Here is a 25,736-nt window from a genome sequence, read left to right as displayed (position 1 = left end):
CAGAGAAGCCTCATTCCGCAGCCTCCAGTTGCAACAGGTCCTTGCGGCGCACCGGGCGGGCAAAGAGGGAGGCGAGGTCGCCCGCCTGTTCGTAGAAATGCACCGGCGTGAAGACGAGCTCGATGGCCCACTTGGTCGTCAGCCCTTCTGCTTCGAGGGGATTGGCGAGGCCGAGGCCACAGACGGTGAGGTCGGGCGACGCGGCGCGGCAGCGGTCGAGTTGCTTGTCGACATGCTGGCCTTCGGAGATCACCTGGCCATCGGGCAGGAGCGCGAGTTCGTCCCGCATCAGGGTGGAGTGGATGAAGGGCGCGCCGACCTCGACTGCTTGCATGCCGCATTCGCGGGTCAGGAAGCGGGCGAGCGGGAGTTCGAGCTGGCTGTCGGGGAAGAAGAACACCGACTTGCCGTCGAGTGGCTGCGCCGCCCGGGCAACGGCCTTGCGGGCGCGGGCGCGGGGGGCGGCGGTCACTGCCTCGAACCGCTCTTGCGGGACATCGAATTCGCGGGCGATGGCCTGAAGCCAGGCCGTTGTGCCCTCCTCTCCGAACGGGAAGGGTGCAGGCAGGTGGCGGGCGCCACGGCGGGTGAGGGCCGCGTGGGTGTCGCCGAGGAAGGGTTGGGTCAGGGCGTAGACGGTGTTTTCACCCACGCCCATCTCGGCCTCGGCCCGCGGGGCGGGGAGGACGCAGACATCCTCGATCCCCATGCCGCGCACGAGGTCGAGCATCTGGTCCTCGACCACGTCGGGCAGGGCACCCACCAACATCAGTTGGCGGCGGTCCGTTTCGGGCAGGACGGGGACCATGGCGGCGAGGCAGGCGTCTTCCCCCTGCGTGAAGGTCGTTTCGATTCCCGACCCGGAATAATTCAGCACCCGGACATGCGGAGCGTGCTTTTGCGTCAGCCGTTCGGCGGCGCGGGCAAGATCCAGCTTGATCACTTCCGACGGGCAGGACCCCACAAGGAAGAGTTGACGGATGTCAGAGCGACGTGACAGCAGTTTGGACACTTCGCGGTCCAGTTCCTCGTGCGCATCCGCGAGCCCGGCCAGGTCCGATTCTTCGAGAATCGCCGTCCCGAACCGGGGTTCGGCGAAGATCATCACCCCCGCCGCCGATTGCAGAAGGTGGGCACATGTGCGCGACCCGATGACGAGGAAGAAGGCGTCCTGCATCTTGCGATGAAGCCAGATGATGCCGGTCAGTCCGCAGAACACCTCGTGCTGGCCGCGCTCCTTCAGGACAGGGGTGGCGGAGCAGCCTGCAGCCGGTGCCGGAGGGGTCAGGTCGTTCATGCCGCGACCCCGCCCTGAAGCCGCGCCTGGCGGAGTTTCCACAGGAACTGCCCGGCATTCACGACGTAGAGCGCATAGGCCGTCAGCGCGAGCGCAATCTGGGTGGCTGGCCCGGCTGTTTCCGTAAACAGGGCAACGAGATAGGCGGTGTGGAGCGCGATCACCGCGAAGCTGACCATGTCCTCCCAGAAGAAGGCGGGGGCGAGCAGGTACTGGCCGAAAACCTCCTTTTCCCAGATCGCGCCGGTCACCATGATCAGGTATAGAATGCCGGTCTTGGCAACGATCGAAACGGTCGCCGCAAGGTAGCCCTCTCCGGTTGCCAGGTAGCGCAGGACAAGCACCAGCGAGACGAGGAAAACGGCGAATTGCAGGGGCGCCAGAACGCCCTGAACAACCGTCCACCGCGAGGCATCGCGGCGGCGTTTCTGTTCAGGCGTATAGAGCGCGGCACCCGCGCGATGTTGCCCGGAGGCGCGAGCCATTCATCGACTCCCTGTCTAGACATCCAAGGCAAGCGTAGCGGGCGGTGGGCGAAAGTGTCAATTCAAACTTACAGTTGCCCAATTGACAGATTGGCGGCCGAATGGCCGAGATTGACAGTTATTCCAAGGGTTTTTGATGATTTCTCCACGATTCACGGAAGGGCGCAAAGTTGACACCGGGGACGATGTCATATCACACTTGTCTATTCGCTTTGACATTTAAGGCCCGATCAACGACACTCCGGGGGTCTCGCGATGGTTGCGGCCCAGGTCTGGGTCGGGGATCGCCGGACGGCGAGGATGGCTCCAATGTCAAAGGACACATCGCGACGCGCACCGGTGGGAGCAGCCGCTCCCAGCCCCGGCGTCAGTGCCCTTGCGGTGCAGGCGTTGTCCCTGTTGCGTGCGCCCTCCCCGGCCCTGCATACCGACCTTATGGACCGCAAGCTCGTTGCAGCGATGCGTACCCTCATCCTGCAAAGCCCCGCTTGCCCCAGCGACATGATCGTGGACGAGATGCGCGAGGCGGGCCTTGACGACGCGCAGATCGTCGACCTCTACATTCCCGCCGTTGCGCGCGAGTTGGGCGATTGCTGGCTGTCGGACGAATTGCCCTTCGCGCAGGTATCGATCGGCGCGGCGCGGCTGCAGGCGCTTTTGCCGCTTCTCAGCGACGCGCCGCAGGACGGGGTCCGGGGGAAACACGGCGCGGGCCTACTGATCGTCACCCGGAATGAAACCCACACGCTGGGCGCCTTCGTTCTGGCCCACCAGATGCGCCGCCGGGGTATCAGCATCCACGTGACCGTCGGCCCGCCGGAAAACGAGGTGACCGCGCTGGTGAGCCGTGGCGGATTCGATGCGGTCCTGATCTCGTGCGCGCAGCCGTCCGGCCTTGTATCCGTGGGCAATCTGGTCGATACTATCCGCAAGACCTGCGCCGTTGTGCCGCCTCTCGTTCTGGGGGGCGCGGTGGCCCAAGGGTCGGACGATCTGGTTCAAGAAACAGGCGTGGACCACGTGCTGACCGAAGTGACTGACCTGCTCCGCTTGTTCGGTGCTCCCGTGGCCAACGGAGCCATCGACCGATGAGCACGGACGGGTCAACTTTCTGGACAACCCATTCGATTCCGCTGATCGAGCCCGAATTCCTGTCGAGCATCGTTTCGGCGGCCTCGGACATCGCGCTTGTCGTGTCCGCGGATCACGAGGTTCTGTCGGTGCTGACCAATACGGGCGTCGCGCCGTTCGGGAACCTGTCGCACTGGGAAGGCAAGCCCGTCACCACGATCCTGACCTCGGAAAGCGTCGGCAAGTATTACGCCGCGATGGAGGTCATGGCCTCGTCCGACGAGGCGAAGACGACATCCGAACTCAATCACCAGGACGGGACGGACTGGCAATTCCCGGTGTCGTATTCCTTCCACCGGATCGGCCACAAGGGCGCGGTTCTGATGCTGGGGCGCGACCTGCGACCCATCGCCGAAACGCAGCAGCAACTGGTCCAGACCCAGATCGCGCTGGAAAAGGGGTACGAGGCGCGGCGCGGGTTCGATGCGCGGTTCCGCTCGCTCCTGCACACGGTGCGCGACGCGGTGGTTTTCGTCTCCGTTCCCGATGGCCGGATCGAGGACCTGTCGAACACCGCCGCGGACGTTCTGGGTGGTACGGCGGACAGTTTGCGCGGCACGTCGTTCGTTCAGGCCTTCCAGGATCGGCAGCGCGCCGAATTCGTCGAGGCGCTGACATCATTGAGCGGCAAGGAAACCGGCGGAGAAATGTCGGTTGCGCTGAAGCGGTCGGGCCAGAAGGTGCGGATCGAACCCACGCTGTTCCGGGCAGCGGGTGCGCGGCTGGTCCTGTGCCGGCTTGTGCCTCTTGGCGATGGCACCGGCACGGCGATGGCTGCACCGTCGCACCTTGACGCGTTCTTCGCAGGCGCGGCCGACGCGATCCTGTTCACCAACGGCAAAGGCGTGATCGAAGCGGCGAATGACAGCTTCCTCGATCTTGCAGACGTCGCGCAGGAACAGCAGCTGATCGGACGCAGCTTTGCCGATTTCCTTGGTCACGGGCAGATCGACCTGAACGTGCTGATCGAGAATGCACAGCGCACGGGTCAGATGCGGCTGTACGCGGCGCAGCTTGTGAACGAGCTGGGCATCCGTCGCCCGGTCGAGATTTCGGCGACCGCGCTCAACGACATGGAACCGCGGCAGATGGTGTTCGTGCTGCGGGATGCGGAACGATCGGAAACCGTGCGCCAGCCGATGTCGGATGCGTCCAGCGAACAGGCACAACGGTCGGTGATGGAGCTTGTGGGCTCGTCGCCGCTGAAGGACATCGTGGCCGAAACGACCGACGTGGTCGAACGGATCTGCATTGAAACGGCGGTGAACCTGACGCGGAACAACCGCGTGGCCGCGGCCGAGATGCTGGGCCTGTCGCGGCAGTCGCTTTACGTGAAACTGCGCAAATACGGCATGTTGTCCAAGGACGCCTCTGACTGACAGGCACTTGATCAGAATCGGACTGTCAGCCATAGTTGACACATGTCCATTTCAACTGTCACGGCATCACGTAAATACCCTGATCCGACGGCGCTTCTGACCCTGATCAAGCCGATCACGTGGTTTCCGCCGATGTGGGCGTTCCTGTGCGGTGCCGTGTCATCCGGCGCAGCGGTAGCCGGATCGTGGGGCGTGGTCGTTCTGGGCATCCTACTTGCCGGTCCCGTCGTCTGCGGTATGAGCCAGGCCGCGAATGACTGGTGTGACCGGCACGTGGACGCGATCAACGAACCCGACCGCCCGATCCCGTCGGGCCGCGTGCCCGGCAGGTGGGGCCTGTGGGTCGCGCTTGCCATGTCGGCGCTGTCGCTGGCGATAGGCTGGCTGCTGGGGCCGTGGGGGTTTGGCGCGACTTGCCTCGCCGTGCTGGCCGCCTGGGCCTATTCCGCCGAACCTGTGCGCCTGAAACGGTCGGGCATCCTTGGCCCCGGCCTTGTCGGACTCAGCTATGAAACCTTGCCGTGGTTCACGGGCGCGGCAGTCCTGACCGCCGGCGCCCCGCGGATCGAGATCGTCATCATCGCGCTCCTCTACGGCATCGGCGCGCACGGGATCATGACGCTCAACGATTTCAAGGCGCTGGACGGAGACCGCCAGACCGGCGTGAAGTCGCTGCCGGTCACGATGGGCCCCAACGCCGCCGCGCGCACCGCCTGCTGGGTCATGGCAGCACCGCAAGTCGTCGTCGTGACGCTCCTCGCGCTGTGGGGGCCGGTCTGGCACGGGGTCGCGATCGCGGCGCTGCTTCTGGCGCAGGTCTGGGCGATGGTCGTGATGCTCGAAGATCCGAAGGCCAAGGCGCCCTGGTACAACGGCACCGGAGTTCTTCTTTACATCTCGGGCATGATGGTCGCGGCATTTGCGTTGCGGAGCATGGTCTGATGCTGGGCTGGGGTGGCATCGCGCGGCTGTGCCTTGCCAATGCCGCCATCGGCGCGCTCGCCGCGCTGCCGGTCAACCTGTTCAACCGGCTGATGACGGTCGAGCTTGCCCTGCCCGCGTTGCTGCCCGGCCTGCTGGTCGCCCTGCATTACGGCGTGCAACTGACGCGGCCCGTCTGGGGCCACCGGTCCGACGCCAAGGGCGGGCGGACGCCGTTCATCCTTGGCGGGATGGTGGTTGTCGGGCTGGGCGTCATCGCCGTCGCATGGGGGATCGCTGTCGCGGAAAGCTCCACTTCCGTCGCGCTGGCGATCTGGGTCGCGGCCTATATCGCCATCGGGCTTGGCATCGGGGCGGCCGGCACATCCTTCCTTGCGCTTCTGGCCACCGCGTCGCCCGACGCCCGCAAGGGCGCGGCGGCGACGCTTGCGTGGCTGATGCTGATCGCCGGGGCCATCGCGGCATCCGTCGGCGCGGGCATCGCGCTTGATCCCTATTCGACCTCGAGGCTTCTCGTGGTCGTACCATCCGTTGTCCTCGTCGCGCTGCTGATCACGGGCCTCGCCGTCTGGCGGGTCGAAAGGCGCTGCGGCCCGGCACCGCTGCCGGAAGAGGCCGCCTTGCGCCCTGCCCTTGCGGCCACGTGGGCCGATCCGGCGGCGCGAGCCTTTACCGGGTTCGTCTTCCTGTCGATCCTTGCGTTCTACCTGTCCGAACTGGTGCTCGAACCCTTCGCGGGTCACGTGCACGGCCTGACGCCCGATGCCTCGACCCGTCTGTCGGGTGGCAAGGACGGCGCGGCTCTAATGGGTATGATCGCCGCCGGGGCACTGTCCACGTTTGGTATCGGATCTCTGCGTGGCTGGGCGGTGGCGGGTTGCGTGATCTCGGCCATGGGACTGATCGCGCTGGGCGCGGGCCTGCCGCTGATGCCCGCAACGGTCACGCTGGGCCTTGGCAACGGCTTGTTCGTCGTGGGGGCCATAGGGTCGATGATGCGGCTTGCGGCGGCACGGGCCGGGGCCACCGGCACGCGCATGGGTGTCTTCGGCGCGGCACAGGCCGTCGCGGCGGGGCTGGCCGGGTTGATCGCCACCGGCACGCTTGACCTCGCGCGCCTCGCCATGCCCGACGCCTCGGCCTACGCGCTTGTCTTCGGGATCGAGGCAATCCTGTTCCTCTGGGCCGCCATCGTGGCCCTGCGTCTTCTGTCACCCGCAACCGCGCCCGCACCGGCGCCCCTTGTCCATCCGGGAGAATAGCCATGTATGACGTCGTAGTCGTGGGCGGCGGCCCTGCCGGGGCCACAGCCGCCATGGACCTCGCCAAGGCCGGGCGACGGGTCGTGATGATCGACCGCGCGGGGCGGATCAAGCCCTGCGGTGGCGCTATCCCGCCCCGCCTGATCCGCGATTTCGACATCCCCGACGACCAGCTGATCGCCAAGGTCGACACCGCGCGCATGATCTCTCCCACGGGCCGCAAGGTCGACATCCCGATCGAGAACGGATTCGTCGGCATGGTCGATCGCAAGGATTTCGATCCCTATCTGCGCGACCGGGCCGAGCTTGCCGGGGCGGAACGGCGCACCGGCACTTTCACCGGGATCGAGAGGGACGCGGATGGCACGCACGTCCTTTACCGCGACAAGTCCACCGGCACGACCGAGCGGCTGACCACGCGGCTGGTGATCGGGGCGGACGGCGCGCGGTCGCGCGTCGCGGCGGACAGCGTGCCGGGCGGCGACACGATCCCCTACGTGATCGCGTATCACGAGATCATCGCGGCCCCACCGAAGAACGAGGTCTATGACCCGATGCGTTGCGATGTCGTCTATGACGGCAGGATCAGCCCCGATTTCTACGGCTGGGTGTTTCCGCACGGATCAAGCTGCTCGGTCGGCATGGGGACCGGCGTGGACGGGGTCGACCTGAAACAGGCGACCGCCGATTTGCGCGCCGCCAGCGGGTTGACCGATTGCGAGACATTGCGCCGCGAAGGTGCGCCGATCCCCCTCAAACCGCTCGACCGGTGGGACAATGGCAGCGACGTGGTGCTGGCCGGGGACGCGGCGGGCGTGGTTGCGCCCTCGTCCGGCGAAGGCATCTATTACGCGATGTTCGGCGGGCGCGTGGCGGCCATCGCCGCCGCCGCCTGCCTGTCCACCGGCAAGGCGAGCGACCTCGCATTGGCGCGCAGGATGTTCATGAAGGACCACAAGATGGTCTTCCGCGTCCTTGGCTCGATGCAGAACGCCTATTACCGGTCGGACGCGCGCCGCGAACGCTTCGTCTCGCTCTGCCATGACGAGGACGTGCAGCGCCTGACGTTTGAGGCCTACATGAACAAGGAACTGGTCCGCGCCCGGCCCATGGCGCACCTCAAGATCGGGCTCAAGAACATTGCCCACCTCACCGGGCTCGTGCGAGAGACATTCGTATGACGATCATGATTCCCGCCTGGGTGGATGGAGAGATCACACCCGTCGAAAAGCTGGAGGTCCATGAACGCGGGTTGCGGCACAAGGCCGTGTCCGTGTTCGTGATGGACGGGGATCGCGTGCTTCTCCAGCGCCGGGCCCTGTCGAAGTACCACACGCCTGGCCTGTGGGCGAATACCTGCTGCACCCATCCCGATTTCGGCGAAACCGCCGAGGCCTGCGCCGAACGGCGGCTGTTCGAGGAACTGGGGATCGCGGGCGTGTCGCCGGTGCATTGCGGGCAGGTCGAGTACCGGGCCGAAGTTGGCAACGGGCTGATCGAGCACGAGGTGGTCGAGATTTTCCGCTGCGATGCGAGCGCTTCGCTCGATGTCCTGCCCAACCCGGACGAGGTTATGGATGTGCGGTGGGTGTCGCTCGACGATCTGGACCGTGACATCGCCGCCAACCCTGCCGTGTTCACACCATGGCTGCGCATCTACCTCGCGGAACACCGCGACCTGATCCTGCCGGTCACGGTCTGAAGTCGCGCCATCGACGGGCCGCGGGACGTCGATCCACCGATCTTTCCCGGGCCGTTTATGTCGGCAAGATCCGCGTGCCCTCATATGACGCGCAGACCCCAGCCAAATCGACGTGCCGTGGGGGCGGCCCGTCGATGGCGCGGCGGCCTTCGGCCTTGATTCCGCGCTTTTGTCCCGGTTTCGCAGTTTCGCCTCCGCCCAATATTGACTCGCGTAAAATTCCCGCGCATCCAACCGGGACCCATCGGAGACAGACATGAAACGCTCCCGCATCAACGAGATCTTGCGCGAAGGCGATGCCTTCATCCGGTCGTTCGGCTACATCATGCCGCCTTTCGCCTACTGGTCACCCGACCAGTTCAAGGCCGCCGACCACCGCATTCACGTGGCGCGCGGCATGGGGTGGGACATCACCGATTACGGGCGGGAAAAGTTCGACGATATGGGCCTGTTCCTGTTCACCGTGCGCAATGGCGATCCATCGCATCTCGGCCAGCCCACGGGCATGATGTATGCCGAAAAGATCATGATTTCGCGCAAGGACCAGTATTCCCCGATGCACCGGCATATCGTGAAGGCCGAGGACATCATCAACAAGGGCGGCGGCACGCTGGTGCTTGAGCTGTTCAACTCGCTCCCTGACGGGTCGATCGACCGCGATACCGACGTCACCGTACATTGCGACGGGACCCCGCGCACCGTTCAGGCCGGCGGGCTGATCAAGCTCGATCCCGGCGAGTCGGTCACGCTGATGCCCGGCGACTGGCACGCCTTCTGGGGTGAAGGCGACGACGTCCTGATCGGCGAGGTCAGCACCGTGAACGACGACAAGACGGACAACGTGTTCGAGATGGATATCGGCCGCTTCGCGAATGTCGAGGAAGACGAAGCCCCGCTGCACCTGCTTGTGTCGGATTATGACCAGTGGCTGACATGATCCTGTGTTGCGGCGAAGCCCTGATCGACATGGTGCCGCGCAAGACGGCGGAGGGAGAGGATGCGTTCCTGCCCCTGCCCGGCGGCGCGGTCTATAACACGGCGCTGTCGCTGGGCCGACTGGGCGCAAGGGTCGGCTTTTTCTCGGGCCTGTCGACGGACGTGTTCGGGCGAAAACTGCGCGCGTTCCACGAGGAAAGCGACGTCGACACCTCCCGTGCCGCGATGTCGGACCGGCCCACGACGCTTGCGATCGTGGAACTGAAGGACGGGCACGCGACCTATTCCTTCATGGATGAAAACAGCGCGGGCCGCATGCTGTCGGTGTCGGATATTCCCGACATCACCGGCGTCTCGACGCTCTATTTCGGGGGAATCTCGCTGTGCGCGGAACCGGCAGCCTCGGTCTATGCCGAGATGTGCACGCGCTATGCCGCGGACCATGTGGTGATGATCGATCCCAACATCCGGCCCGGCTTCATCACCGACGAACCGGCCTACCGCGCGCGGATCGAACGCATGCTTGCGGTCTCAGATATCGTGAAAGTGTCGGACGAGGATCTCGACTGGCTGTATCCCGGTGCGGGGCCGCAGCGTATTCTGGAGCTGGGTCCAAAACTGGTACTGATGACCAAAGGCGCGGACGGGGCCGAGGCGCATCGCGCGGGTGGTGGCATGGTCAGCGTGCCGGGCGTGCCCGCAACGGTCGTGGACACGGTCGGGGCCGGTGACACGTTCAACGCGGGCGTGCTGGCATCTTTGCAGCAGGCCGGAGCCCTGACCAAAACCGCGATTGCCGATCTGCCGGACGAAACGCTTGCCGACGCGCTGGCGCTGGGTGCGAAAGTGGCCTCGGTCACGGTGAGCCGGGCCGGCGCGAACCCGCCCTGGGCGTCGGAACTGAAGTGAAGGGGGTTGGGTGAGGATCACCCGACCTACGTAGGTCGGCTGCTTGTCAGCCGACCCCCTTTCAGGATCGCAGCCGCGTCACGTTGCTGGCGGCAGGATTGAGAGCCAGTCGCACCGTTTCCGCCATGTCCTGCGCCGTCAGTCCGGCATCAAGGTACATCTGGTCCGGCGAGGCCTGGTCGATGAAGCGGTCGGGCAGCGTCATGGTGCGCACCTTCAACCCGGTGTCGAGCAGGCCCTGCGCCGCCATGTGGTGCAGCACCATCGCGCCGAACCCACCCTGCGCGCCCTGCTCGACGGTGACCAGCATCCGGTGCGACTGCGCGAGGTCGCGGATCAGGTCGGTATCCAGCGGCTTGGCAAAGCGGGCATCGGCCAGCGTCACCGTCAGCCCGTCCTCTTCCAGCATGCGCGTCGCGCGCCGCGCCTCGTCAAGATGCGCACCGAAGGACAGGATCGCGACATCCTCGCCCTCCTGCAGGACCCGGCCCTTGCCGATCTCAAGCGGGACGCCCCGTTCGGGCAATTCGGTTCCGACGCCCGCGCCGCGCGGATAGCGGAAGGCGATGGGTCCCGTGTCATGCGCGGCAGCGGTCGCCACCATGTGCACCAGTTCCGCCTCGTCCGCCGCGGCCATGACCACCATGTTCGGCAGCGCCGCAAGGTAGCCCACGTCGAACGCGCCCGCATGCGTGGCCCCGTCGGCCCCGACCAGCCCCGCCCGGTCGATGGCAAAACGCACCGGCAGGTTCTGCAAGGCCACGTCGTGCACGACCTGGTCATAGCCGCGTTGCAGGAACGTGGAATAGATCGCGCAGAAGGGCTTCAACCCGCTGGCGGCCATGCCCGCCGCGAAGGTCACGCCGTGCTGTTCGGCGATGCCGACGTCGAACACGCGCGCCGGAAACCGGTCTGCCATGATGTTCACACCCGTCCCCGACGGCATTGCCGCCGTGACCGCGACGATGGACGGGTCGCGCGCCGCCTCTTCCGTCAGCGCCTTGCCGAAGACCGAGGTATAGGACGGCGCGTTGGGTTTCGATTTCGATTGCTGGCCCGTGGCGACGTCGAATTTCGACACGCCGTGATACTTGTCGGCGCTGGTTTCCGCCGGGACGTATCCCTTGCCCTTGACCGTGCAGCAATGGATCAGCACCGGCCCGGTCGCCCGCGCGCGCGCCGCGCGCAGGACCGGCAAAAGCTGGCTCATGTCGTGGCCGTCGATGGGGCCGACATAGTCAAACCCCAGATCCTCGAACAGCGTCCCGCGCGGATGCGCGCCTGAAACAAGCGCCTTTGCCCGGCGCATGCCGTCGCGCATGGGGGCGGGCATCGCATCGGCGAAACTGTCGGCCATTTCGCGCATCCGGGCGAGCGGTTCGTTGGCGTAAAGCTGTGACAGGTAGGAGGACATCGCGCCCACGGGCGGGGCGATCGACATCTCGTTGTCGTTGAGGATCACGAACATGCGGCGGCCTTCGGCACCGGCGTTGTTGAGCGCCTCGTAGGCCATGCCCGCACTGATCGACCCGTCGCCGATCACCGCGATGGCGTCTCCCGTCGGCTGGCCCATGTCACGGCCGACGGTGAAACCCAAGGCCGCGCTGATCGAGGTCGAGGAATGGGCGGCACCGAACGGGTCATAGACGCTTTCGCTGCGCTTGGTGAACCCGCTCAGCCCGTCTTTCTGGCGCAGGGTGCGGATGCGGTCGCGGCGTCCGGTCAGGACCTTGTGCGGGTAACACTGATGACCGACATCCCAGATCAGCTTGTCCGCGGGGGTGTTGAAAACGGCGTGAATCGCCACCGTCAACTCGACCACGCCAAGCGACGATCCGAGGTGCCCGCCGGTTTCGGACACGGCCGATATGACCTCGGCACGCAATTCTTGCGCCAATCTCGAAAGCTCGGAATCCGTCAGCGATTTCAGGTCCGAGGGACCGGCCACGCGGTCAAGCACGGGGGTTTCGGGACGGGTCATGGCAGCGTCTCCCACGGCGGGCGCGCTTTTTCGCGCGACTTGTGTTAAAAAGGCGCCGCACGGAGGGACCCGTGCGACGCCAGTTTCCTGTCGCCAACAGGAAGGGAACCGGGGTGGAAGCCCCGTATCCTGAAGTGTGCTGTCACCCCAGGATGGCGAAGATGCGCGACCGGGCAGGAAGCGCCCCGCCGCGCATCTGTCTCGTCAGCCACCCCCGATGGTCGCAAGCTCGGGGTAGGCTTCCAGCCACAGATGGCCGTTCACGGGGCGGTTCTGCCCCTGGTGGCAGGTCAGGCATCCGGCCTTGGGTGCGTCACCCATGATCGGGCCCAGACGGTTGTCGGGCAGCGTGTCCTTCAGCGGCACGAGGTAGTCGGCGTTCAGCGTCTGGACCATCTCGCGCGCCACCTGTGCGGTGGCCCATTGCGGCGTCACCTGCCCGCCGTCATAGAACGCGCGGCTGTTGTGGCAGAACACGCAGTTCACACCCAGCGAGTTGTCGTAATAGTTCATCAGGCTGAACGTCATCTCGGTCTGCTGGATCGAGGCGACTTCGCCCTCGGCAATCGAGCCTGCAACGCGGCTTTCAAGGTCGTGGACCTGGATGACCTCGTCCCCCAGCAGGTAGGATTCCAGCGCGTTCGACGGCAGCGAGGTGGATTGCGATTGCATCGTCGCGCGGTTCTGTACCGCCGACCAGCCGCTCGCCGCCTCGTTCACCGCACCCAGCTTGAACCACACGCCGTTCGGGACAGGCTGGCCCCGGTGGCAGGTGTAGCAGGTCACGCCCACGCCCTCGCCCGAAGCATTGACGTGATAGCCATACTCCTCGTTCAGGAACTGCGTCATCGAGATCATCAGGTAGGCGACGTTGGTCTGGTAATTGTCCTCTGCAAAGAGGTTGGGGATGCCGGTCCATGACCGCATCGCCGTCACCAGCTCGTCCCCGAGACCCGGATCATACTCGACCGCCGGCGCCTCCCCTTCCGGAGCGACGACATAGTTTGCCGCCGCCATTTCCGGGTCGGCCTTGCGGGCAGCAAGCGCGCGGACGAACTCGGTCTGGCTCATCCCCGTGCCGCGCGGGCCGGATTGCTGGGACGCGGTGGCATAGGGCTGCCCCCACGTGATCAGCATGATCGCCACGAACACCGCCCCGCCGAGCGATCCGATCAGGATGGCCGGACCGAAGACATCGGTCGGGTTATCCGCGTTCCATTTGTTGAACCACTTGGGAAACATCGATCAGCCCTCCTGTCCGAACTGGGTGTCGTAGGCTTCGTAGCCGTAGTCACCGTTGTATTCCGGAGCGAAGTTGTGCTCCTGCGCCCAGATGAACCAGTTGTCGACGACGGTGCCGGTCAGCAGGATCCCGATCCCGCCGGTGATCGGCGTCAGGACGGCGAACCACCACGCCCAGCGGTGAATGCCTTCCATCGTGGCGTTGAAGCCCATGGTCCAGCGCCAGAACAGGGCGGCCCGTTCGGTCGCGGTACCCCGGTCATAGATCTGCTCCAGCTCGCGGTCGCCGCCAAAGCGGGTCACCGCCAGGATGGTCGCGCCGTGCATGGCGAACAGCAGGACCGAGCCGTACAGGAACACGATCGAAAGCGCGTGGAACGGGTTGTAGTAAAGGTTGCCGTACCGGATCGAGAACGCGGTCGTCCAATCGAGGTGCGGGAAGATCCCGTAAGGCACCGCTTCGGACCACGCCCCCATCAGGACGGGGCGGAACAGGCCCAGCACGAGGAACAGCCAGATCGCGGCACCGAAGGCCCAGAAGATGTGCTTGCCCATCTTGTGCTGCTCGGCCAGGAACCACGTCCGCGCCCACCAGCTCATCACCGATACCAGCAGGAACATCGAGGCGATGATGTACCATCCCCCGTCATCCAGCGGCGGCATGGACAGCCCGTATTCAGGGCTTGGCGGCTCGAGCGCCAGCCAGAACAGCTGCCGCAGGAATTCCGGGATGGACCAGCCGACCTGCGCCAGCATGTTCAACCCGATGATGTTCAGCGCCAGGATCCCGGTAAACAGCGACACAAGCCCCGTCCAGCCCAGGTAGATCGGCCCGATCTGCGCGTTGCCGACCCAGCCGACCAGGGTGGAGAAGAAGGGCTTTTTCGTGCGCTCCTTCATCATCTGGTTCTCGTTGTCCGTCCCCATTTCAGGGGAGCCCTGGACCTGAACCTGGTTAAAGATGTTCTGATATTCGACGATCATGGCTTACATCCCCGCCTGAGAAGGCCACAGCGGCAGTTCCAGCCACCAGTTCCACCAGCTCGGCCAGCTTTCGGTCCAGACCGGGCCCGAGATGATGATGCACACCGCGCTCCAAAAGCCGGCATTCAACGCCAGCAGCAGGCCAACCCGGTGGATGCCCAGCGTGCCGACCGAATAGCCGATGAAGTCGCGGAAGAAGGTGTCCTCGTTGTCGGGGCTCAGGCTCTCATCGTCCTTGTTGGCCGGGTTCGCGGCCGACAGGACAAGCCCCCCGTGCAACGCCAGTGCCAGCGTGGTGGTGAAGAAGAAGGTCACCGCCAGCATGTGCGCCGGGTTGTAGTGGAAGTGCAGGTAGGCGTAGCCGGTGTTCGACACCCAGTCGAGGTGACTGAAGATCCCGTAGGGGAACCCGTGCCCCCATGCCCCCATCAGGAGCGGGCGGAAGACAACCAGCGTGACATAGGCGAGGATCGCGAAGCTGAAGGCGAAGGGAACGTGGTATCCCATGCCCAGCTTGCGGCAGATCTCCACCTCGCGCAGCGCCCAACTGCTGAAGGCCCCGATCGCGCAGATCGTGATGATCTGCCACAACCCGCCTTCCAGAAGCGGTGCAAGGCCCAGACCGTAACTCAGGTCGGGCGGTGCGATGTTGATGAGCCAGGGGTTGAAGGTGCCCTGTTGCGAGGCCCCCCAGAAGATCAGGACCGTGCCGAGCAGCGCAAAGAACGCCCCCGTCACTCCGAAAAAGCCGACGTAGAAGGGTCCGACCCAGAAATCGAACAGGTCACCGCCGATCAGCGTCCCCCCGCGGACGCGGTATTTTCTCTCAAAACTCAAGAGCGCCATCTTGATGTCTCCGCGATTGCCGGCCGGCGAAGTGGCCCAGCGTGGTCATTGTGGTTTGCCGCGGGCGAGGTCACCCCCGCCCGCAGCGCTTCAATGGATCAACCAGCAGCCTTCATGGCTGCGATCTCAAACCAGTTGAAGTGGTCGGTGCTCAGGAGCACCAGGTGGATCATCGCGGCCAGCAGGAACAGGAACACGCCCTGTGCCACGAACACGCGACGCGGATCGAAGATGAGCCAGATCTTGTAGAACTTTGCCATTTATCGATCCTTTCTCAGAACCACGGACGCCAGATGAACACGGCCAGATGAGCGACCACTGCGACTGCCGAAAACAGCCAGAGCCCGCTCATGTAGACCGCATGCAATTCTTGCGCCTGCTCGTCTGTGAGACCTGTGAAGGACAGGTCGGAGTTATCAGCCATTAACTTTCCTCCGGAACGTTACGCTGATGCCGCGACACCCTCGCGGCAGGGTCCGAAGAGGCCCTGACGGGCCCCACCGGGCTCTGACCGCCGGGGCGGCCAGTGCGGTTTCCCGGACGCGACAGCGTCACGCCGAGAAGATCATGGGCGTCACCGTCCGCGCCTGGCTCCAGGCACGGGCCAGCGGGCCCTTGTTCGGTTCGCCCTTGCGGTGCAGCGGGTGCGTGATCCAGGCGATCAGCGCAAACGGCAGCGCCGCGGCGAAGATGATGGCGAAATAGACCCTGAATTCGGCACGCGTGCCGTGCTTGCGGGTCTGGGGGGTGTTCGAGGTGATGTCGGTCATGCCCCGGTTCCTCCTGTTGAATTCGATGGGTCGAGCGCCTCGACCGTTTCGCGCACGACACGCTCCGCGCCTTGGGCCAGCGCCGCGCGCTCGGCCTCGTCGCGCAGCGTCTTCGCGGCGGAAATGCGTGTAAGCACCGGGTGCTGGGCCACGATCCGGTCCAGCGCCGCCTGCGCGTCGGCATCCCACGGGAAGTCCCGGCGTAGGGTGGTCGGCGTCGCCTCGGCAGCGTCCATCTGGGTGCCAAGCGGCAGGATGTGGAACAGCGCGTCGAACAGCCCGTTGCAGACCTCCTGCAACAGGTAGGTCGCCCCGGCATAGCCCATGAAGGGCGTGCCCGTGTGGCGCCGGATCGCGGCACCGGGGAACGAGGCTGGAATGAACGCGGGCGACGGCCCGTGCCCGCCCTTCAGTTCAGCCAGGTACATCTTCTCGTTGATCGACCCGAAGACGATCAGCGGGCGGTGCTTGGCCATCTCGGCCCGGACATGATCGTTGTCGGTCTTCGACCCGCGCGACCGCGCCACGGCAAAGGCGCAGGGCAGCCCCAGATCGCTTTCGAAGTAATGTCGGATGCCGCGCGCGTAAGTCTCGGTCGCCACGATCCCGAAAGACGCGGTGGCAAAGAAATCCTGCGTGACCGACCGCCACAGATCCCAGACGGGCTTGATGGTCGAATGTTTCTCCCGCTCGATGAACGGCTCGGGATCAAGGTCCAACAGATCGCCCAGCATGCGCAGGAACTTGGTGGTGGAATCGATTCCAATCGGGGCCTGCAGGTACGGCTTGCCCAGCACCTCGCACAGCCCCCGCCCGAACTCGCGGTACATGCAGACGTTCACGTCGGCATTCACCAGGTCGCGCATCTCGGCCACGTGGGCACCAAGGGGCATGACCATGTTGATCTCCGCCCCGATGCCTTCGACCAGCCGCCGGATCTCGGCCAGGTCGGATGGCATGTTGAACGTGCCGTACATCGGCCCAAGGATGTTCACGCGGGGCTTTGCACCCTCCTCGCGCGTCTTCTCCTTGGGCATCCGGCCCTTGGTCATCCCGAACTCGGTAAAGATCCACGTCATCGCCCGGTCGGCGGCTTCCCACTGATCCTCGTCGATGGTGCGCGGCAGGAAGCGCTGGATGTTAGTGCCTTGCGGGGTCACCCCGCCACCGATCATCTCGGCAATCGACCCGGTCACGACGACGGCAGGCAGCGCAGGGTCCAGCGTGCCCCAAGCCCGCTTCATCGCGCCCTCGGTCCCGTCGCGGCCCAACTCTTCCTCGCCCAGCCCCGTCACGACGATGGGTAATTCATGCGGCGGCAGCGCGTCGGTGTAATGCAGCACCGACGTCACCGGCAGGTTCTCGCACCCGACCGGCCCGTCGATCACGCATTGCAGGCCCTTCACGGCACAGAACGCATACACCGCGCCCCAGTACCCACCGGCCCTGTCATGGTCCTGTATCAGCACGGGGAGGCCCTCCCCCGCTTCTTCGGTTGAAAAATACCTCGGGGAGCGCGAGGGGCTGGCCCCTCGTTCCGGCGATATGCAGCCCGCACCACCATCAGATCATCTCCGCCGCCTTGGCGGCCTTGGCGGCGCGGTCCATCTTCTTCTGGTTCAACGCGCGGAAATCCTCGCGCACGTTCGGATCGCCCTGCCAGACGCCCGCCGTGTCACCGGCACCCACGCCTTCGAAGAAAGCGCGCATGTCGTCCATGCGGTCCTTGTTGGCCATCGCCGCCTTGATCACCTCGATCAGCGACCCGGCACCGGCCGGTCCCATCAACGGCCGCGCCGAGATGAGGTTGGTGAAATAAAGCGACGGAACGCCCAGCTCCTTGGCCTTCTGCACCACGGGCGTCGTGCCGATGGCAAGGTCGGGGCGCAGGCCTTCGACGGCGGCGCAATCGTCTTCCAGCGAAGCGCGGAACCTTACGGTAACGCCATGCGCCTCCAGCCAGTCGCAATCGTGACTGTTCCACCGCGATCTGGCGCAAGCCGTTCCCACGTAAGGCACTGTCGCGCCCGCTTCGATCAGCAGACGCGCGACCAGCAACTCGCTGCCTTCGTACCCCGAAACCGTGATCGTTCCGCTCAGGTCAGCATCGGCAAGCGCCGCCTGAACCTGTGGCACGAACGCGTTCTGTGCGGTTGAAATCAGGCTCTGTTTCAGCCCGAAAGCCTCACCGATACCCGCCAGCCAGTCACGCGTGCCATCGACACCCACGGGCGCCGATCCCACGACGGGCCGTCCCGCGGCCTCGAACTCCCGCACGGCAGAGGTGTAGAACGGATGTATCGCCGCGACCGCGCCGCAATCGAGCGCGGAATATAGCTCGCGCCATTCCCGACACGGAACAACCGGCCCTGCCGCAAGACCGAGGGGTGCCAGCATCGCCCCGATCATCATTGGATCGGCAGGGAACATCTCTCCCAACAGGGTCACGGTCGGCCGGTCGGAGACGCCTCCGACAGGTGCCGCGACGGGTCCCGCCTCGATCTCCTGGCGGGCATAGTTGAGCATCGCCCCGGCCAGCACGTCCTTCGCCTCGGCATGGGTCGGCACACCGAAGCCGGGCACGTCGATCCCCACGATGCGCACGCCGTTGATCTCGTCCGGCAGCAGCCGCAGAGGCACGCCCGACGCGGTCGGCACGCAGAGGTTGGTCACGACGATGGCGTCGTATTTCGCGGGGTCGGCCAGTTCGTGCACGCTGTCGCGGATGTCCTCGAACAGCTTGCCAGTCACAAGCGTTTCGGAATTGAACGGCACGTATCCGACGGACCGTCGCGCGCCGTAGAAGTGGGACACGAAGGTCAGACCATAGACGCAGCAGGCAGAGCCGGACAGAACCGTCGCCACGCGCCGCATCCGCAGTCCCACGCGCAGGGAGCCAAAGGCCGGGCACATCGATTGCGGCTTGTCATGCGGCCCGGTCGGGTAATCCGCCGCGAATTGTTCAAGGAGTTCGGATTGCCCTGCCGTGCGCGCGGCTTTTTCGAGGTCCGCGCCGGAATGACAGCCAATCGCCGCGTCGCCCTGCGGCTGATCGCCCACTTCCTCGCGCCCCTTGCCAAGGGTCACATCGGCCTCGTGTGCCGCGTCATATGTGATCTCGCCGCTCACTTGCGGGCTTTCGCGTCAAAAGGACAGGTGGCAGGCGCTGCCGGGCGCGGTGTGACCGCGGCGGTGGCAGGTTCCCGATCGCCACCGGGACTGGCGGCATCCAGTTCCCGCAGGCCGCGGTCCCAATCGTCCATCTGGTCGAGGTCAAACATCGTCGTAAATGACCTCCAGGCTTTGCTTGGGCTTGGCGTCGGCGCCGCGCATGTCGGCATCCGTTGCGGGTTCAAGCACCACGCCCGCGCCCGTGTCGGACCCGTCGAACAATTCCAGCAATCCGTCCTGCGACAGCGGCGTCGGGCGCACCGGTGGTGCTTCGGCCACGTTCATCCCCAGCTCGGCAAACAGCGGGCCCCACGGGCCGTCCATCGTGCCGACGATCTGGTAGTTCGCGGATTTCTTGCGCAGGTCGTCATCCTGCGGGATCGCGGCCAGCACGGGGATATCCACCGCCTTGGCAAAGGCCTGCGCCTCACCCGTGCCGTCGTCCTTGTTGATGACCAGCCCCGCGACGCCCACGTTACCGCCCAGCTTGCGGAAATACTCCACGGCCGAGCAGACGTTGTTCGCCACGTACAGCGATTGCAGGTCGTTCGACCCGACCAGGATCACCTTCTGCGCCATGTCCCGCGCGATGGGCAGGCCAAACCCGCCGCAGACCACGTCGCCCAGGAAATCGAGCAGGACATAGTCAAAGTCCCAATCGTGGAAGCCAAGCTTTTCGAGCAGTTCGAACCCGTGGATGATCCCGCGCCCGCCACAGCCGCGCCCCACCTCGGGGCCACCCAGTTCCATCGCGAAGACGCCGCCACGCTTGAAGCAGACGTCGCCGATCTGCACTTCCTCGCCCGCGAGCTTCTTCTTGGTCGAGGTTTCAATGATCGTCGGGCAGGCCTTGCCGCCGAACAGCAGCGAGGTGGTGTCGGATTTCGGATCGCAGCCGATCAGCAGTACGCGCTTGCCCTGCTCGGCCATCATGTGGCTGAGGTTGGCCAGCGTGAAGGACTTGCCGATGCCGCCCTTGCCGTAGATCGCGATGATCTGGGTCTTCTTGGTCGCCTCGGTCGGGATGACGTCGGCCAGATCCTCGTTCGCCTCGTCGCGCAAACGGTCGCTGAACTCGGTCAGCTTGGGCGGAGCGCCCTTGTCCTTGATGACGTCGTCTTTCACGCCGCGTCCTTCCAGTTGAGGATCATCTTGAGGCAGGCGGGGTCCTGGAACGCCTTGGGATAAGCGTCAGCCGCCTGCGTGGCGGCGCGCTGGTGCGTGATCAGCCCGTCGAGCGACAGGGCGCCGCAATCGATCAAACTGCGCGTGGCGATCAGGTCTTGCGCCGTCCATTCCGCGGCCACGCGCAGCCGCGCCTCCTTCATGAAGGCGGGAGGAAAGGCGAAACTGAGGGGTTCAGCGTAAAAGCCCGCAAGGACGATCTCGCCCCCCTTGGCGATCCGTCCGATCAGGTCGTTCAACAGGGCCGACTGCCCGGAGGCGTCATAGATGCTGGCGAAATCACGCCGATCATCCTCGGCCGGGTCGATGACCTCGTAGCCTTCGGCCCCCGACCTGCGGGTGGGGTCGATTTCCCAGACGGTCGGCGCGGGCGCGCCCGAGGCCAGCGTGAGCCGCGCCAGAAGGCGGCCCAGAACGCCATGACCCACGATCAGGTCGGGCGGGGTGTTTTGCAGGCCCGCCATGGCATGGCGCGCGGTCGCAGCCAGCGCCAGCAACGCGCCCTCGGCCCCGAGGCCGGGATCGATGCGGGCGACACGTGCGGCGGAACTGGTGATATGCGCCGAGGCCCCGCCGAACAGTCCATGGGCATCGTCGAAACAGGCGCCGCCGGGGACGAACACGGTGTCACCGGTACGGAAGCCGCTGAGTGGACCGGCCTCGACCACCTCGCCCGAGGCCTCGTAGCCGGGCACAAGTGGATACCCCATGCCGGGAAACGGCGGCATCTCGCCCGTCCAGAACAGTTTCTCGGTCCCGGTGGAAATGCCCGAATGCCGGACTTCGACGACAACGTCATCCGCCGCTGGCGGTTTCAGCGTCACGGCCGCAACGGACAGATCACGGGGACCAGTCAGAAGGACGGCTTGAGTCTGCATCGTTGACGTCTCTCTCCCTGAAGGTGGTGACGGAATCGTCCCGCCCTTCACACTTAGTTGACTGTCAGTTTAACTAGACAGTCTTGTTTGTCAAACATGATAGACAGTTTGAGAGCGCTTTAAGTGTCCTTGATCGCTGACACTGCCTGCGTGACATAGCTGCGCCGTGGGCGGTGGATGCGCAGGTTAGAGAAGCCAGCTTCGCGGCACATCCCGGCGATCCTTTCGGCAGAGCGGACCCGGCCGGTCTGCATCGCCATGGTGTAGATCGCGAAGTACACATCGGTGATCGAATCGGGACTGTCACCGCCGGACATCGGCTCTGACACGATCAGGCGGCCCTTCTCCGGCAAGGCGTCGTATGCCTTCTTCAGAAGCTGCATCACCGTCGCGTCCGAATGGTCGTACAGCACTCGGATCAGTGAAATGGCATCTGCCCCATTCGGCAGCGGCCCGGTCTTGAAAGAGCCGGGGGTGATCGTCAGGCGGCCCGCGCGCGCCACGTCGGTCAGGCGGCTGGGCACCTCTTCCACCACGTTGGGCAGGTCGAACAGCATCAGTTGCAGATCGCGGTTGCGGGATGCGGCCTCTTCCAGGAACACGCCCGATCCGCCGCCCACGTCCATCAGGCAGCGCACGCCCCTAAGCGAAACGGCGTCAAGCGTGTCCGCCGCCACAAGGCGCTGCGATTGCGCCATGAGATCGGTGTAGATTCGCGCGTCGTCCTTCGGAATGTCGGTGCCGCCGCCGAAGACATAGGGCCAGAACCGCGCCAGTTCGGTGTCGTCGGGACCTTTGAAGAACGCCACCGGATCGGCGAGGTCGCGGTAGAGAACATCGTGATGCCGGATCATCGCCTGAAGGCCCGGCACGCCGACCAGTGCCGCCCCCTTGCGCGCCAGATTGACCCGCCCGTCGCGCTGGCGCTTGAACAGGCCCATTGCGATCGCGGCATCCGACAGGACGTGCATCCGCGGTTCGGGAATGTCTGTCAGGCGTGCGAGGCTTTCGACGGTGCGCGGCCCGTCCAGCAGCGTTTGCGGCAAGTCGAGCCGCACCAGCGCCATCAGCACCTGGCTTTGCACAAAGCCCTGCACAAGGCCAAACATATCGGCCCCGTCTCGCGTGGCGAACCGGCGGGTCAGGGGGAACTTTGCCGCCCAGCGCTGGAACCCCGGACGCGCGACAAGCCTGTTCAGGTCGGGAAAAGGCCAGCGCCGCGACGGTCGGGTGCGACGGGGCGCGACGTCGACCACGGATCAGGCGCGGCTGTGGGCCGGGGCGACAGGCGTCAGCCGCTCGGCATAGGCGCGCACCATGTGGGCCAGCGCCGCTTCGCCCGGACAGGCCGGGATCGACGCGATCGCGCCTGACAGGATGTCCTTCAGACGGCGGATCGCGCCGTCGACTCCCAGTTCGGCCACGGCGGACGGACGGCCATGCAGATCGTCCTGACCCACGGGCTTGCCCAGCGTCTCGGCATCGTAAAGCGCGTCGCGCAGATCGTCGGCAACCTGGAACGCTTCGCCGATGCGCGCGCCCAGTTCTTCCCACGGCTCCGCCTCCTGCCCCGCGGCCACCGCTCCCATCTGCGTGGCCGCGATGAACAGCGCGCCGGTCTTGGACATGTGATAGGCGCGCAGGTCGATCTTGTCCTCGCTCTCCCAGCCTTGCCCGGCGCAGATACCCATCGGCATGCCCGACCGGGTGGCGAGGATCCGCAACAGTTCCAGCCCGCGCGAGGGCGCGGCATCAGCGGCCCGCGCCAGCGTCTCGAACGCCAGCATGATGAGGCTGTCACCCGTGAGCACCGCCAGCGGTTGCGAATAGGCGCGGTGCACCGCCGCCTTGCCGCGCCGCATGTCCGCATCGTCGAAACAGGGAAGGTCGTCGTGCACGAGGCTTGCGCAATGCATCAGTTCAAGCGCCGCCGCCGCGGCATCGGCCAGCTGCGGCTGGTCGTCCCCGCACGCACCGTTGACCGACATCAGGATCGTGGGCCGTATGCGTGCGCCGCCGGGCGTCGTCGCATAGTCGAGCGCTGAGGCAAGCCGGGACGGCGCGGGCTGTCGCGCAGCGTTGCGGACCGCTTGCGTCAAAGCAGCATCGATACGCGCCTTCGGGTCGGAATTCATGCGGGCGGCCCCTTGGTGTCAGTTTAGACTTACAGCATACTGTAAATCATACTGGACAACTTGCTTGAGCGAGTCAACAATTCCGGGATGGATGGAGGATCCCTTTCGGATCGGCCGCGCGTGGCGGTCATCGGCACTGGAATCGGCGGGTTGAGCGCGGCGGCGCGGCTCGCTCACGCGGGCCTGTCCGTCACCCTGTTCGAGCGGCAGGCGCAGATCGGCGGCAAGATGCGCGTCGTGCCCAGCGCGGCGGGGCCGGTCGATACCGGGCCAACCGTTCTCACGCTGCGGGCGGAATTCGACCGGCTGTTCGCCGATCTCGGGGCGCGGCTTTCTGACTATGTCGACCTTGTGCCGCTGCCGGTGCTGGCGCGGCATTTCTGGCCCGATGGCAGCCGGCTTGACCTGTTCGACGACATCGACACCTCTGCCCGCGCGATCGAGGCTTTTGCAGGCCGCCACGCACGCCGGGATTACCTGCGGTTCCGTAAGAAAACCGCGCGTCTCTTCGATGCGTTCGAGGCGCCGATGATGCAGACCGCCGTGCCGAAACCGGCCGACCTGACGCGTCACGTGGCGCTGCGTCCATGGCTTGTCCCGGCGATGGCGCCCATGTCGACCCTTGCCCGCAGGCTGGCGCGGGATTTCAGCGACGCGCGGCTTGCGCAACTGTTCGGGCGCTACGCGACCTACGTGGGTGGATCACCGTTCCAGTCGCCTGCGCTTCTGTCCCTGATTTCCGAGGCGGAAGCGCGCGGCGTCTGGGCGCCACGCGGAGGGATGCTGGCGCTGGCGCATGGCGTGGCGCAACTGGCCACAGAACTGGGCGCACGCATCATCTGCAACGCCCATGTGGACGAGATCATGACGTCAAATGACCGGGTGATCGGCTTGCGCAGCGGCGCCGACATCTTCCCGGCGGACGCGATCCTGTTCAACGGCGATCCCCGCGCGCTTGCCCTTGGCCACCTCGGCGCAGCCGTTGCGGACGAGGCCCCGCTGACCCGCACCGATGCGCGCAGCCTGTCGGCCAATGTCTGGGCCTTCTCCGCCACGCCGCAGGGCGCGGACCTTGCCCATCACAACGTCTTCTTCAGCGCCGACCCGGCTTGGGAATGGCGCAGTCTCGATGCCGGGCACTGGCCCGAGGACCCCACGATTTACGTCTGCGCGCAGGACCGCGCAGAGGGCGCGCCCGACGGGCCGGAGCGGTTCGAACTGATCCTGAACGCACCGCCCCTGACCCGCCGCACGCCCGAACCGGAGGATTACAAGACATGCCACCGACAGACATTCCAGACCCTCGCACGGCACGGGCTGACCTTCGATCCACCCCCCGGACCCGAGGCGCTGACGATGCCGCAGGAATGGGAGGCGCGCTTCCCCGGGTCGGACGGCTCCCTTTACGGGCAGAGCCCGCACGGGATGATGGCCGCCTTCCGCAGGCCGACGGCGCGGGCCGCGATGAAAGGGCTCTACCTCGCCGGGGGCGGGGCACATCCGGGGGCGGGCGTGCCGATGGCAACCCGTTCCGGTCGCCTCGCGGCAGAGGCGATGATCGCCGACCTGTCTTCAACCTCGATGTCCCGCCCAACGGCTATGCGTGGTGGTATGTCGACGGGATAAGCACCTGCGGGACCCGCGCGATCTCCATCATCGGCTTCATCGGATCGGTCTTTTCGCCGTGGTACCGCTGGTCGGGTCGCCGCGACCCGGCCAATCACTGCTGCATCAACGTGGCGACCTATGGCCCCGGTGGCCGGTTCACGATGACGGATCGCGGACGTTCGGCCCTGCGCCTGTCGGACGACGTTTTTCGCGTCGGACCGTCGTCGATGCGGTGGACGGGCAGCGAACTGGTGATCGACATCAACGAAATGGGCGCGCCGCCCATGGTCACCCGCGTGCGCGGACAGGTCCGCCTGACACCGCGCGCCATCACCGGCGTCGAGCTGCCGTTGACCGACGACGGCGCACATGTCTGGCGCCCCTTTGCGCCGGTCAGCGACATCTCTGTCAGCCTCGAATCAAAAGGCTGGCAGTGGAGCGGTCACGGCTATTTCGACGCCAACTTCGGCACCCGCGCGTTGGAGGAGGACTTTGGCTACTGGACGTGGGGCCGCTTCCCGACCGCCGGGGGCGCGACCTGTTATTACGACGCGACCCGGCTGGACGGATCGACGCTGAAATGCGCGGCCACGTTCGACAAGGATGGGGAGGTACGCCTTGCCGACCTGCCGCCCGCGCAACCGATGGCGCGCACGATCTGGGCGCTCAGGCGCGAATGTCGCGCCGATCCCGGCACGCGTGCGGAACAGCTCCTGCCGATGCTCGACGCGCCCTTCTACACCCGCGCGGGCGTCAAAACGCGGCTGAACGGGGAGTGGACGACGGGTGTGCACGAAGCGCTGGATCTGACCCGGTTCCGCTCACCCCTGCTGAAGCCGATGCTGGCGGTGCGTGTTCCCCGCGTTCCGCGCTGGAACTTCACGGATTAGAGA

26 protein-coding genes are annotated in these 25,736 nt (G+C 65.7%); 10 read left to right on the top strand and 16 right to left on the bottom strand.

Annotated features, from left to right (window positions below):
- Positions 1-10: 10 nt before the first annotated feature.
- Both ATO11_RS11240 and bchF read right to left on the bottom strand, forming a co-directional pair.
- A complete protein-coding gene (locus ATO11_RS11240) occupies positions 11-1,297 on the bottom strand; it encodes a ferredoxin:protochlorophyllide reductase (ATP-dependent) subunit N (protein WP_050530950.1) in 1,287 nt (428 codons plus the stop codon).
- Positions 1,294-1,782 (bottom strand): 2-vinyl bacteriochlorophyllide hydratase, encoded by a 489-nt coding sequence (bchF, locus tag ATO11_RS11235; protein ID WP_050530949.1) that lies wholly within the window; start codon positions 1,780-1,782, stop codon positions 1,294-1,296. Before bchF ends, ATO11_RS11240 begins: the two co-directional genes overlap by 4 nt.
- A 309-nt stretch (positions 1,783-2,091) precedes the next feature.
- Between bchF and ATO11_RS11230 the strand changes: the two genes are divergently transcribed.
- The 8 genes from ATO11_RS11230 (at position 2,092) to ATO11_RS11195 (ending at position 10,043) form a co-directional block, all read left to right on the top strand.
- A complete protein-coding gene (locus ATO11_RS11230) occupies positions 2,092-2,874 on the top strand; it encodes a cobalamin B12-binding domain-containing protein (protein WP_207382959.1) in 783 nt (260 codons plus the stop codon).
- Positions 2,871-4,292, top strand: a complete 1,422-nt coding sequence (gene ppsR / locus ATO11_RS11225) for a transcriptional regulator PpsR (protein WP_050530947.1) — start codon at positions 2,871-2,873, stop codon at positions 4,290-4,292. Before ATO11_RS11230 ends, ppsR begins: the two co-directional genes overlap by 4 nt.
- Before the next feature lie 42 nt (positions 4,293-4,334).
- Entirely contained in the window at positions 4,335-5,234 is a 900-nt protein-coding gene (gene chlG / locus ATO11_RS11220; RefSeq protein ID WP_050530946.1) for a chlorophyll synthase ChlG, read from the top strand.
- Complete coding sequence (locus ATO11_RS11215) at positions 5,234-6,496, top strand: PucC family protein (protein WP_110553642.1); 1,263 nt, start codon at positions 5,234-5,236, stop codon at positions 6,494-6,496. The genes chlG and ATO11_RS11215 overlap by 1 nt, the downstream gene beginning before the upstream one ends.
- A 2-nt stretch (positions 6,497-6,498) precedes the next feature.
- Positions 6,499-7,677, top strand: a complete 1,179-nt coding sequence (locus ATO11_RS11210; RefSeq protein WP_050530945.1) for a geranylgeranyl diphosphate reductase — start codon at positions 6,499-6,501, stop codon at positions 7,675-7,677.
- The gene (idi, locus tag ATO11_RS11205; RefSeq protein WP_050530944.1) at positions 7,674-8,198 is read left to right on the top strand and encodes an isopentenyl-diphosphate Delta-isomerase; all 525 of its coding nucleotides are present in this window, start codon (positions 7,674-7,676) and stop codon (positions 8,196-8,198) included. The genes ATO11_RS11210 and idi overlap by 4 nt, the downstream gene beginning before the upstream one ends.
- Before the next feature lie 256 nt (positions 8,199-8,454).
- The gene (locus ATO11_RS11200; RefSeq protein ID WP_050530943.1) at positions 8,455-9,135 is read left to right on the top strand and encodes a D-lyxose/D-mannose family sugar isomerase; all 681 of its coding nucleotides are present in this window, start codon (positions 8,455-8,457) and stop codon (positions 9,133-9,135) included.
- The gene (locus ATO11_RS11195; RefSeq protein WP_050530942.1) at positions 9,132-10,043 is read left to right on the top strand and encodes a carbohydrate kinase family protein; all 912 of its coding nucleotides are present in this window, start codon (positions 9,132-9,134) and stop codon (positions 10,041-10,043) included. Before ATO11_RS11200 ends, ATO11_RS11195 begins: the two co-directional genes overlap by 4 nt.
- 61 nt (positions 10,044-10,104) lie before the next feature.
- Here the strand turns inward: ATO11_RS11195 and dxs are convergent, their stop codons facing one another.
- From dxs to ATO11_RS11130, 14 genes are all read right to left on the bottom strand, one after another.
- On the bottom strand, positions 10,105-12,024 hold the full coding sequence (gene dxs, locus ATO11_RS11190; protein WP_050531116.1) for a 1-deoxy-D-xylulose-5-phosphate synthase: 1,920 nt from the start codon (positions 12,022-12,024) through the stop codon (positions 10,105-10,107).
- A 204-nt stretch (positions 12,025-12,228) separates the two neighbouring features.
- Positions 12,229-13,266 (bottom strand): photosynthetic reaction center cytochrome PufC, encoded by a 1,038-nt coding sequence (gene pufC / locus ATO11_RS11185; protein ID WP_050530941.1) that lies wholly within the window; start codon positions 13,264-13,266, stop codon positions 12,229-12,231.
- A 3-nt stretch (positions 13,267-13,269) separates the two neighbouring features.
- A complete protein-coding gene (pufM, locus tag ATO11_RS11180) occupies positions 13,270-14,247 on the bottom strand; it encodes a photosynthetic reaction center subunit M (protein ID WP_207382965.1) in 978 nt (325 codons plus the stop codon).
- Between the two features lie 6 nt (positions 14,248-14,253).
- Complete coding sequence (gene pufL / locus ATO11_RS11175; protein ID WP_050530939.1) at positions 14,254-15,096, bottom strand: photosynthetic reaction center subunit L; 843 nt, start codon at positions 15,094-15,096, stop codon at positions 14,254-14,256.
- Between the two features lie 98 nt (positions 15,097-15,194).
- Positions 15,195-15,356 carry a light-harvesting antenna LH1, alpha subunit gene (gene pufA / locus ATO11_RS11170; RefSeq protein WP_050530938.1) on the bottom strand — a complete coding sequence of 54 codons (162 nt, stop codon included), beginning with the start codon at positions 15,354-15,356 and terminating at the stop codon, positions 15,195-15,197.
- 14 nt (positions 15,357-15,370) lie between these two features.
- Complete coding sequence (pufB, locus tag ATO11_RS11165) at positions 15,371-15,520, bottom strand: light-harvesting antenna LH1, beta subunit (RefSeq protein WP_050530937.1); 150 nt, start codon at positions 15,518-15,520, stop codon at positions 15,371-15,373.
- Between the two features lie 127 nt (positions 15,521-15,647).
- Positions 15,648-15,866: a cytochrome PufQ gene (gene pufQ / locus ATO11_RS11160; RefSeq protein WP_050530936.1), complete on the bottom strand. Its 219-nt coding sequence runs from the start codon at positions 15,864-15,866 to the stop codon at positions 15,648-15,650.
- Entirely contained in the window at positions 15,863-17,335 is a 1,473-nt protein-coding gene (gene bchZ / locus ATO11_RS11155; RefSeq protein ID WP_050530935.1) for a chlorophyllide a reductase subunit Z, read from the bottom strand. The genes pufQ and bchZ overlap by 4 nt, the downstream gene beginning before the upstream one ends.
- 94 nt (positions 17,336-17,429) lie before the next feature.
- Positions 17,430-18,995 (bottom strand): chlorophyllide a reductase subunit Y, encoded by a 1,566-nt coding sequence (bchY, locus tag ATO11_RS11150; RefSeq protein ID WP_050530934.1) that lies wholly within the window; start codon positions 18,993-18,995, stop codon positions 17,430-17,432.
- Positions 18,992-19,147: a hypothetical protein gene (locus tag ATO11_RS22145; protein ID WP_165586961.1), complete on the bottom strand. Its 156-nt coding sequence runs from the start codon at positions 19,145-19,147 to the stop codon at positions 18,992-18,994. The genes bchY and ATO11_RS22145 overlap by 4 nt, the downstream gene beginning before the upstream one ends.
- Positions 19,140-20,162: a chlorophyllide a reductase iron protein subunit X gene (locus tag ATO11_RS11145; RefSeq protein ID WP_050530933.1), complete on the bottom strand. Its 1,023-nt coding sequence runs from the start codon at positions 20,160-20,162 to the stop codon at positions 19,140-19,142. The genes ATO11_RS22145 and ATO11_RS11145 overlap by 8 nt, the downstream gene beginning before the upstream one ends.
- A complete protein-coding gene (gene bchC / locus ATO11_RS11140; protein WP_050530932.1) occupies positions 20,159-21,100 on the bottom strand; it encodes a chlorophyll synthesis pathway protein BchC in 942 nt (313 codons plus the stop codon). Before bchC ends, ATO11_RS11145 begins: the two co-directional genes overlap by 4 nt.
- A 119-nt stretch (positions 21,101-21,219) precedes the next feature.
- The gene (locus ATO11_RS11135; protein WP_242601403.1) at positions 21,220-22,356 is read right to left on the bottom strand and encodes a methyltransferase; all 1,137 of its coding nucleotides are present in this window, start codon (positions 22,354-22,356) and stop codon (positions 21,220-21,222) included.
- A 3-nt stretch (positions 22,357-22,359) separates the two neighbouring features.
- Positions 22,360-23,235 (bottom strand): polyprenyl synthetase family protein, encoded by an 876-nt coding sequence (locus ATO11_RS11130; protein WP_050530931.1) that lies wholly within the window; start codon positions 23,233-23,235, stop codon positions 22,360-22,362.
- 87 nt (positions 23,236-23,322) lie between these two features.
- Here ATO11_RS11130 and crtD point away from each other — a divergent pair, with 87 nt between their 5' ends.
- Positions 23,323-24,861: a 1-hydroxycarotenoid 3,4-desaturase CrtD gene (gene crtD, locus ATO11_RS11125; protein WP_050530930.1), complete on the top strand. Its 1,539-nt coding sequence runs from the start codon at positions 23,323-23,325 to the stop codon at positions 24,859-24,861.
- Entirely contained in the window at positions 24,858-25,733 is an 876-nt protein-coding gene (gene crtC / locus ATO11_RS11120) for a carotenoid 1,2-hydratase (RefSeq protein WP_082176281.1), read from the top strand. The genes crtD and crtC overlap by 4 nt, the downstream gene beginning before the upstream one ends.
- The last annotated feature ends 3 nt before the right edge of the window (positions 25,734-25,736 follow it).

It is taken from the genome of Pseudaestuariivita atlantica (genome assembly GCF_001205715.1).
In the GTDB taxonomy this organism is placed as follows: Bacteria; Pseudomonadota; Alphaproteobacteria; order Rhodobacterales; family Rhodobacteraceae; genus Pseudaestuariivita; species Pseudaestuariivita atlantica.
The sequence above is the reverse complement of the archived record's forward strand: the minus strand, read 5'-3'. Positions and strand labels throughout refer to the sequence as shown.

Coding starts and splice junctions, on each gene's coding strand:
- dxs (WP_050531116.1), bottom strand. CDS start 12,024: ATGACCCGTCCCGAAACCCCCGTGCTTGACCGCGTGGCCGGTCCCTCG.
- crtD (WP_050530930.1), top strand. CDS start 23,323: ATGGATGGAGGATCCCTTTCGGATCGGCCGCGCGTGGCGGTCATCGGC.
- ATO11_RS11200 (WP_050530943.1), top strand. CDS start 8,455: ATGAAACGCTCCCGCATCAACGAGATCTTGCGCGAAGGCGATGCCTTC.
- pufA (WP_050530938.1), bottom strand. CDS start 15,356: ATGGCAAAGTTCTACAAGATCTGGCTCATCTTCGATCCGCGTCGCGTG.
- ATO11_RS11240 (WP_050530950.1), bottom strand. CDS start 1,297: ATGAACGACCTGACCCCTCCGGCACCGGCTGCAGGCTGCTCCGCCACC.
- pufL (WP_050530939.1), bottom strand. CDS start 15,096: ATGGCGCTCTTGAGTTTTGAGAGAAAATACCGCGTCCGCGGGGGGACG.
- idi (WP_050530944.1), top strand. CDS start 7,674: ATGACGATCATGATTCCCGCCTGGGTGGATGGAGAGATCACACCCGTC.
- ATO11_RS11210 (WP_050530945.1), top strand. CDS start 6,499: ATGTATGACGTCGTAGTCGTGGGCGGCGGCCCTGCCGGGGCCACAGCC.
- chlG (WP_050530946.1), top strand. CDS start 4,335: ATGTCCATTTCAACTGTCACGGCATCACGTAAATACCCTGATCCGACG.
- ATO11_RS22145 (WP_165586961.1), bottom strand. CDS start 19,147: ATGTTTGACCTCGACCAGATGGACGATTGGGACCGCGGCCTGCGGGAA.
- ATO11_RS11230 (WP_207382959.1), top strand. CDS start 2,092: ATGTCAAAGGACACATCGCGACGCGCACCGGTGGGAGCAGCCGCTCCC.
- ATO11_RS11215 (WP_110553642.1), top strand. CDS start 5,234: ATGCTGGGCTGGGGTGGCATCGCGCGGCTGTGCCTTGCCAATGCCGCC.
- bchF (WP_050530949.1), bottom strand. CDS start 1,782: ATGGCTCGCGCCTCCGGGCAACATCGCGCGGGTGCCGCGCTCTATACG.
- pufB (WP_050530937.1), bottom strand. CDS start 15,520: ATGGCTGATAACTCCGACCTGTCCTTCACAGGTCTCACAGACGAGCAG.
- ATO11_RS11195 (WP_050530942.1), top strand. CDS start 9,132: ATGATCCTGTGTTGCGGCGAAGCCCTGATCGACATGGTGCCGCGCAAG.
- ppsR (WP_050530947.1), top strand. CDS start 2,871: ATGAGCACGGACGGGTCAACTTTCTGGACAACCCATTCGATTCCGCTG.
- pufQ (WP_050530936.1), bottom strand. CDS start 15,866: ATGACCGACATCACCTCGAACACCCCCCAGACCCGCAAGCACGGCACG.
- ATO11_RS11130 (WP_050530931.1), bottom strand. CDS start 23,235: ATGAATTCCGACCCGAAGGCGCGTATCGATGCTGCTTTGACGCAAGCG.
- bchC (WP_050530932.1), bottom strand. CDS start 21,100: ATGCAGACTCAAGCCGTCCTTCTGACTGGTCCCCGTGATCTGTCCGTT.
- pufC (WP_050530941.1), bottom strand. CDS start 13,266: ATGTTTCCCAAGTGGTTCAACAAATGGAACGCGGATAACCCGACCGAT.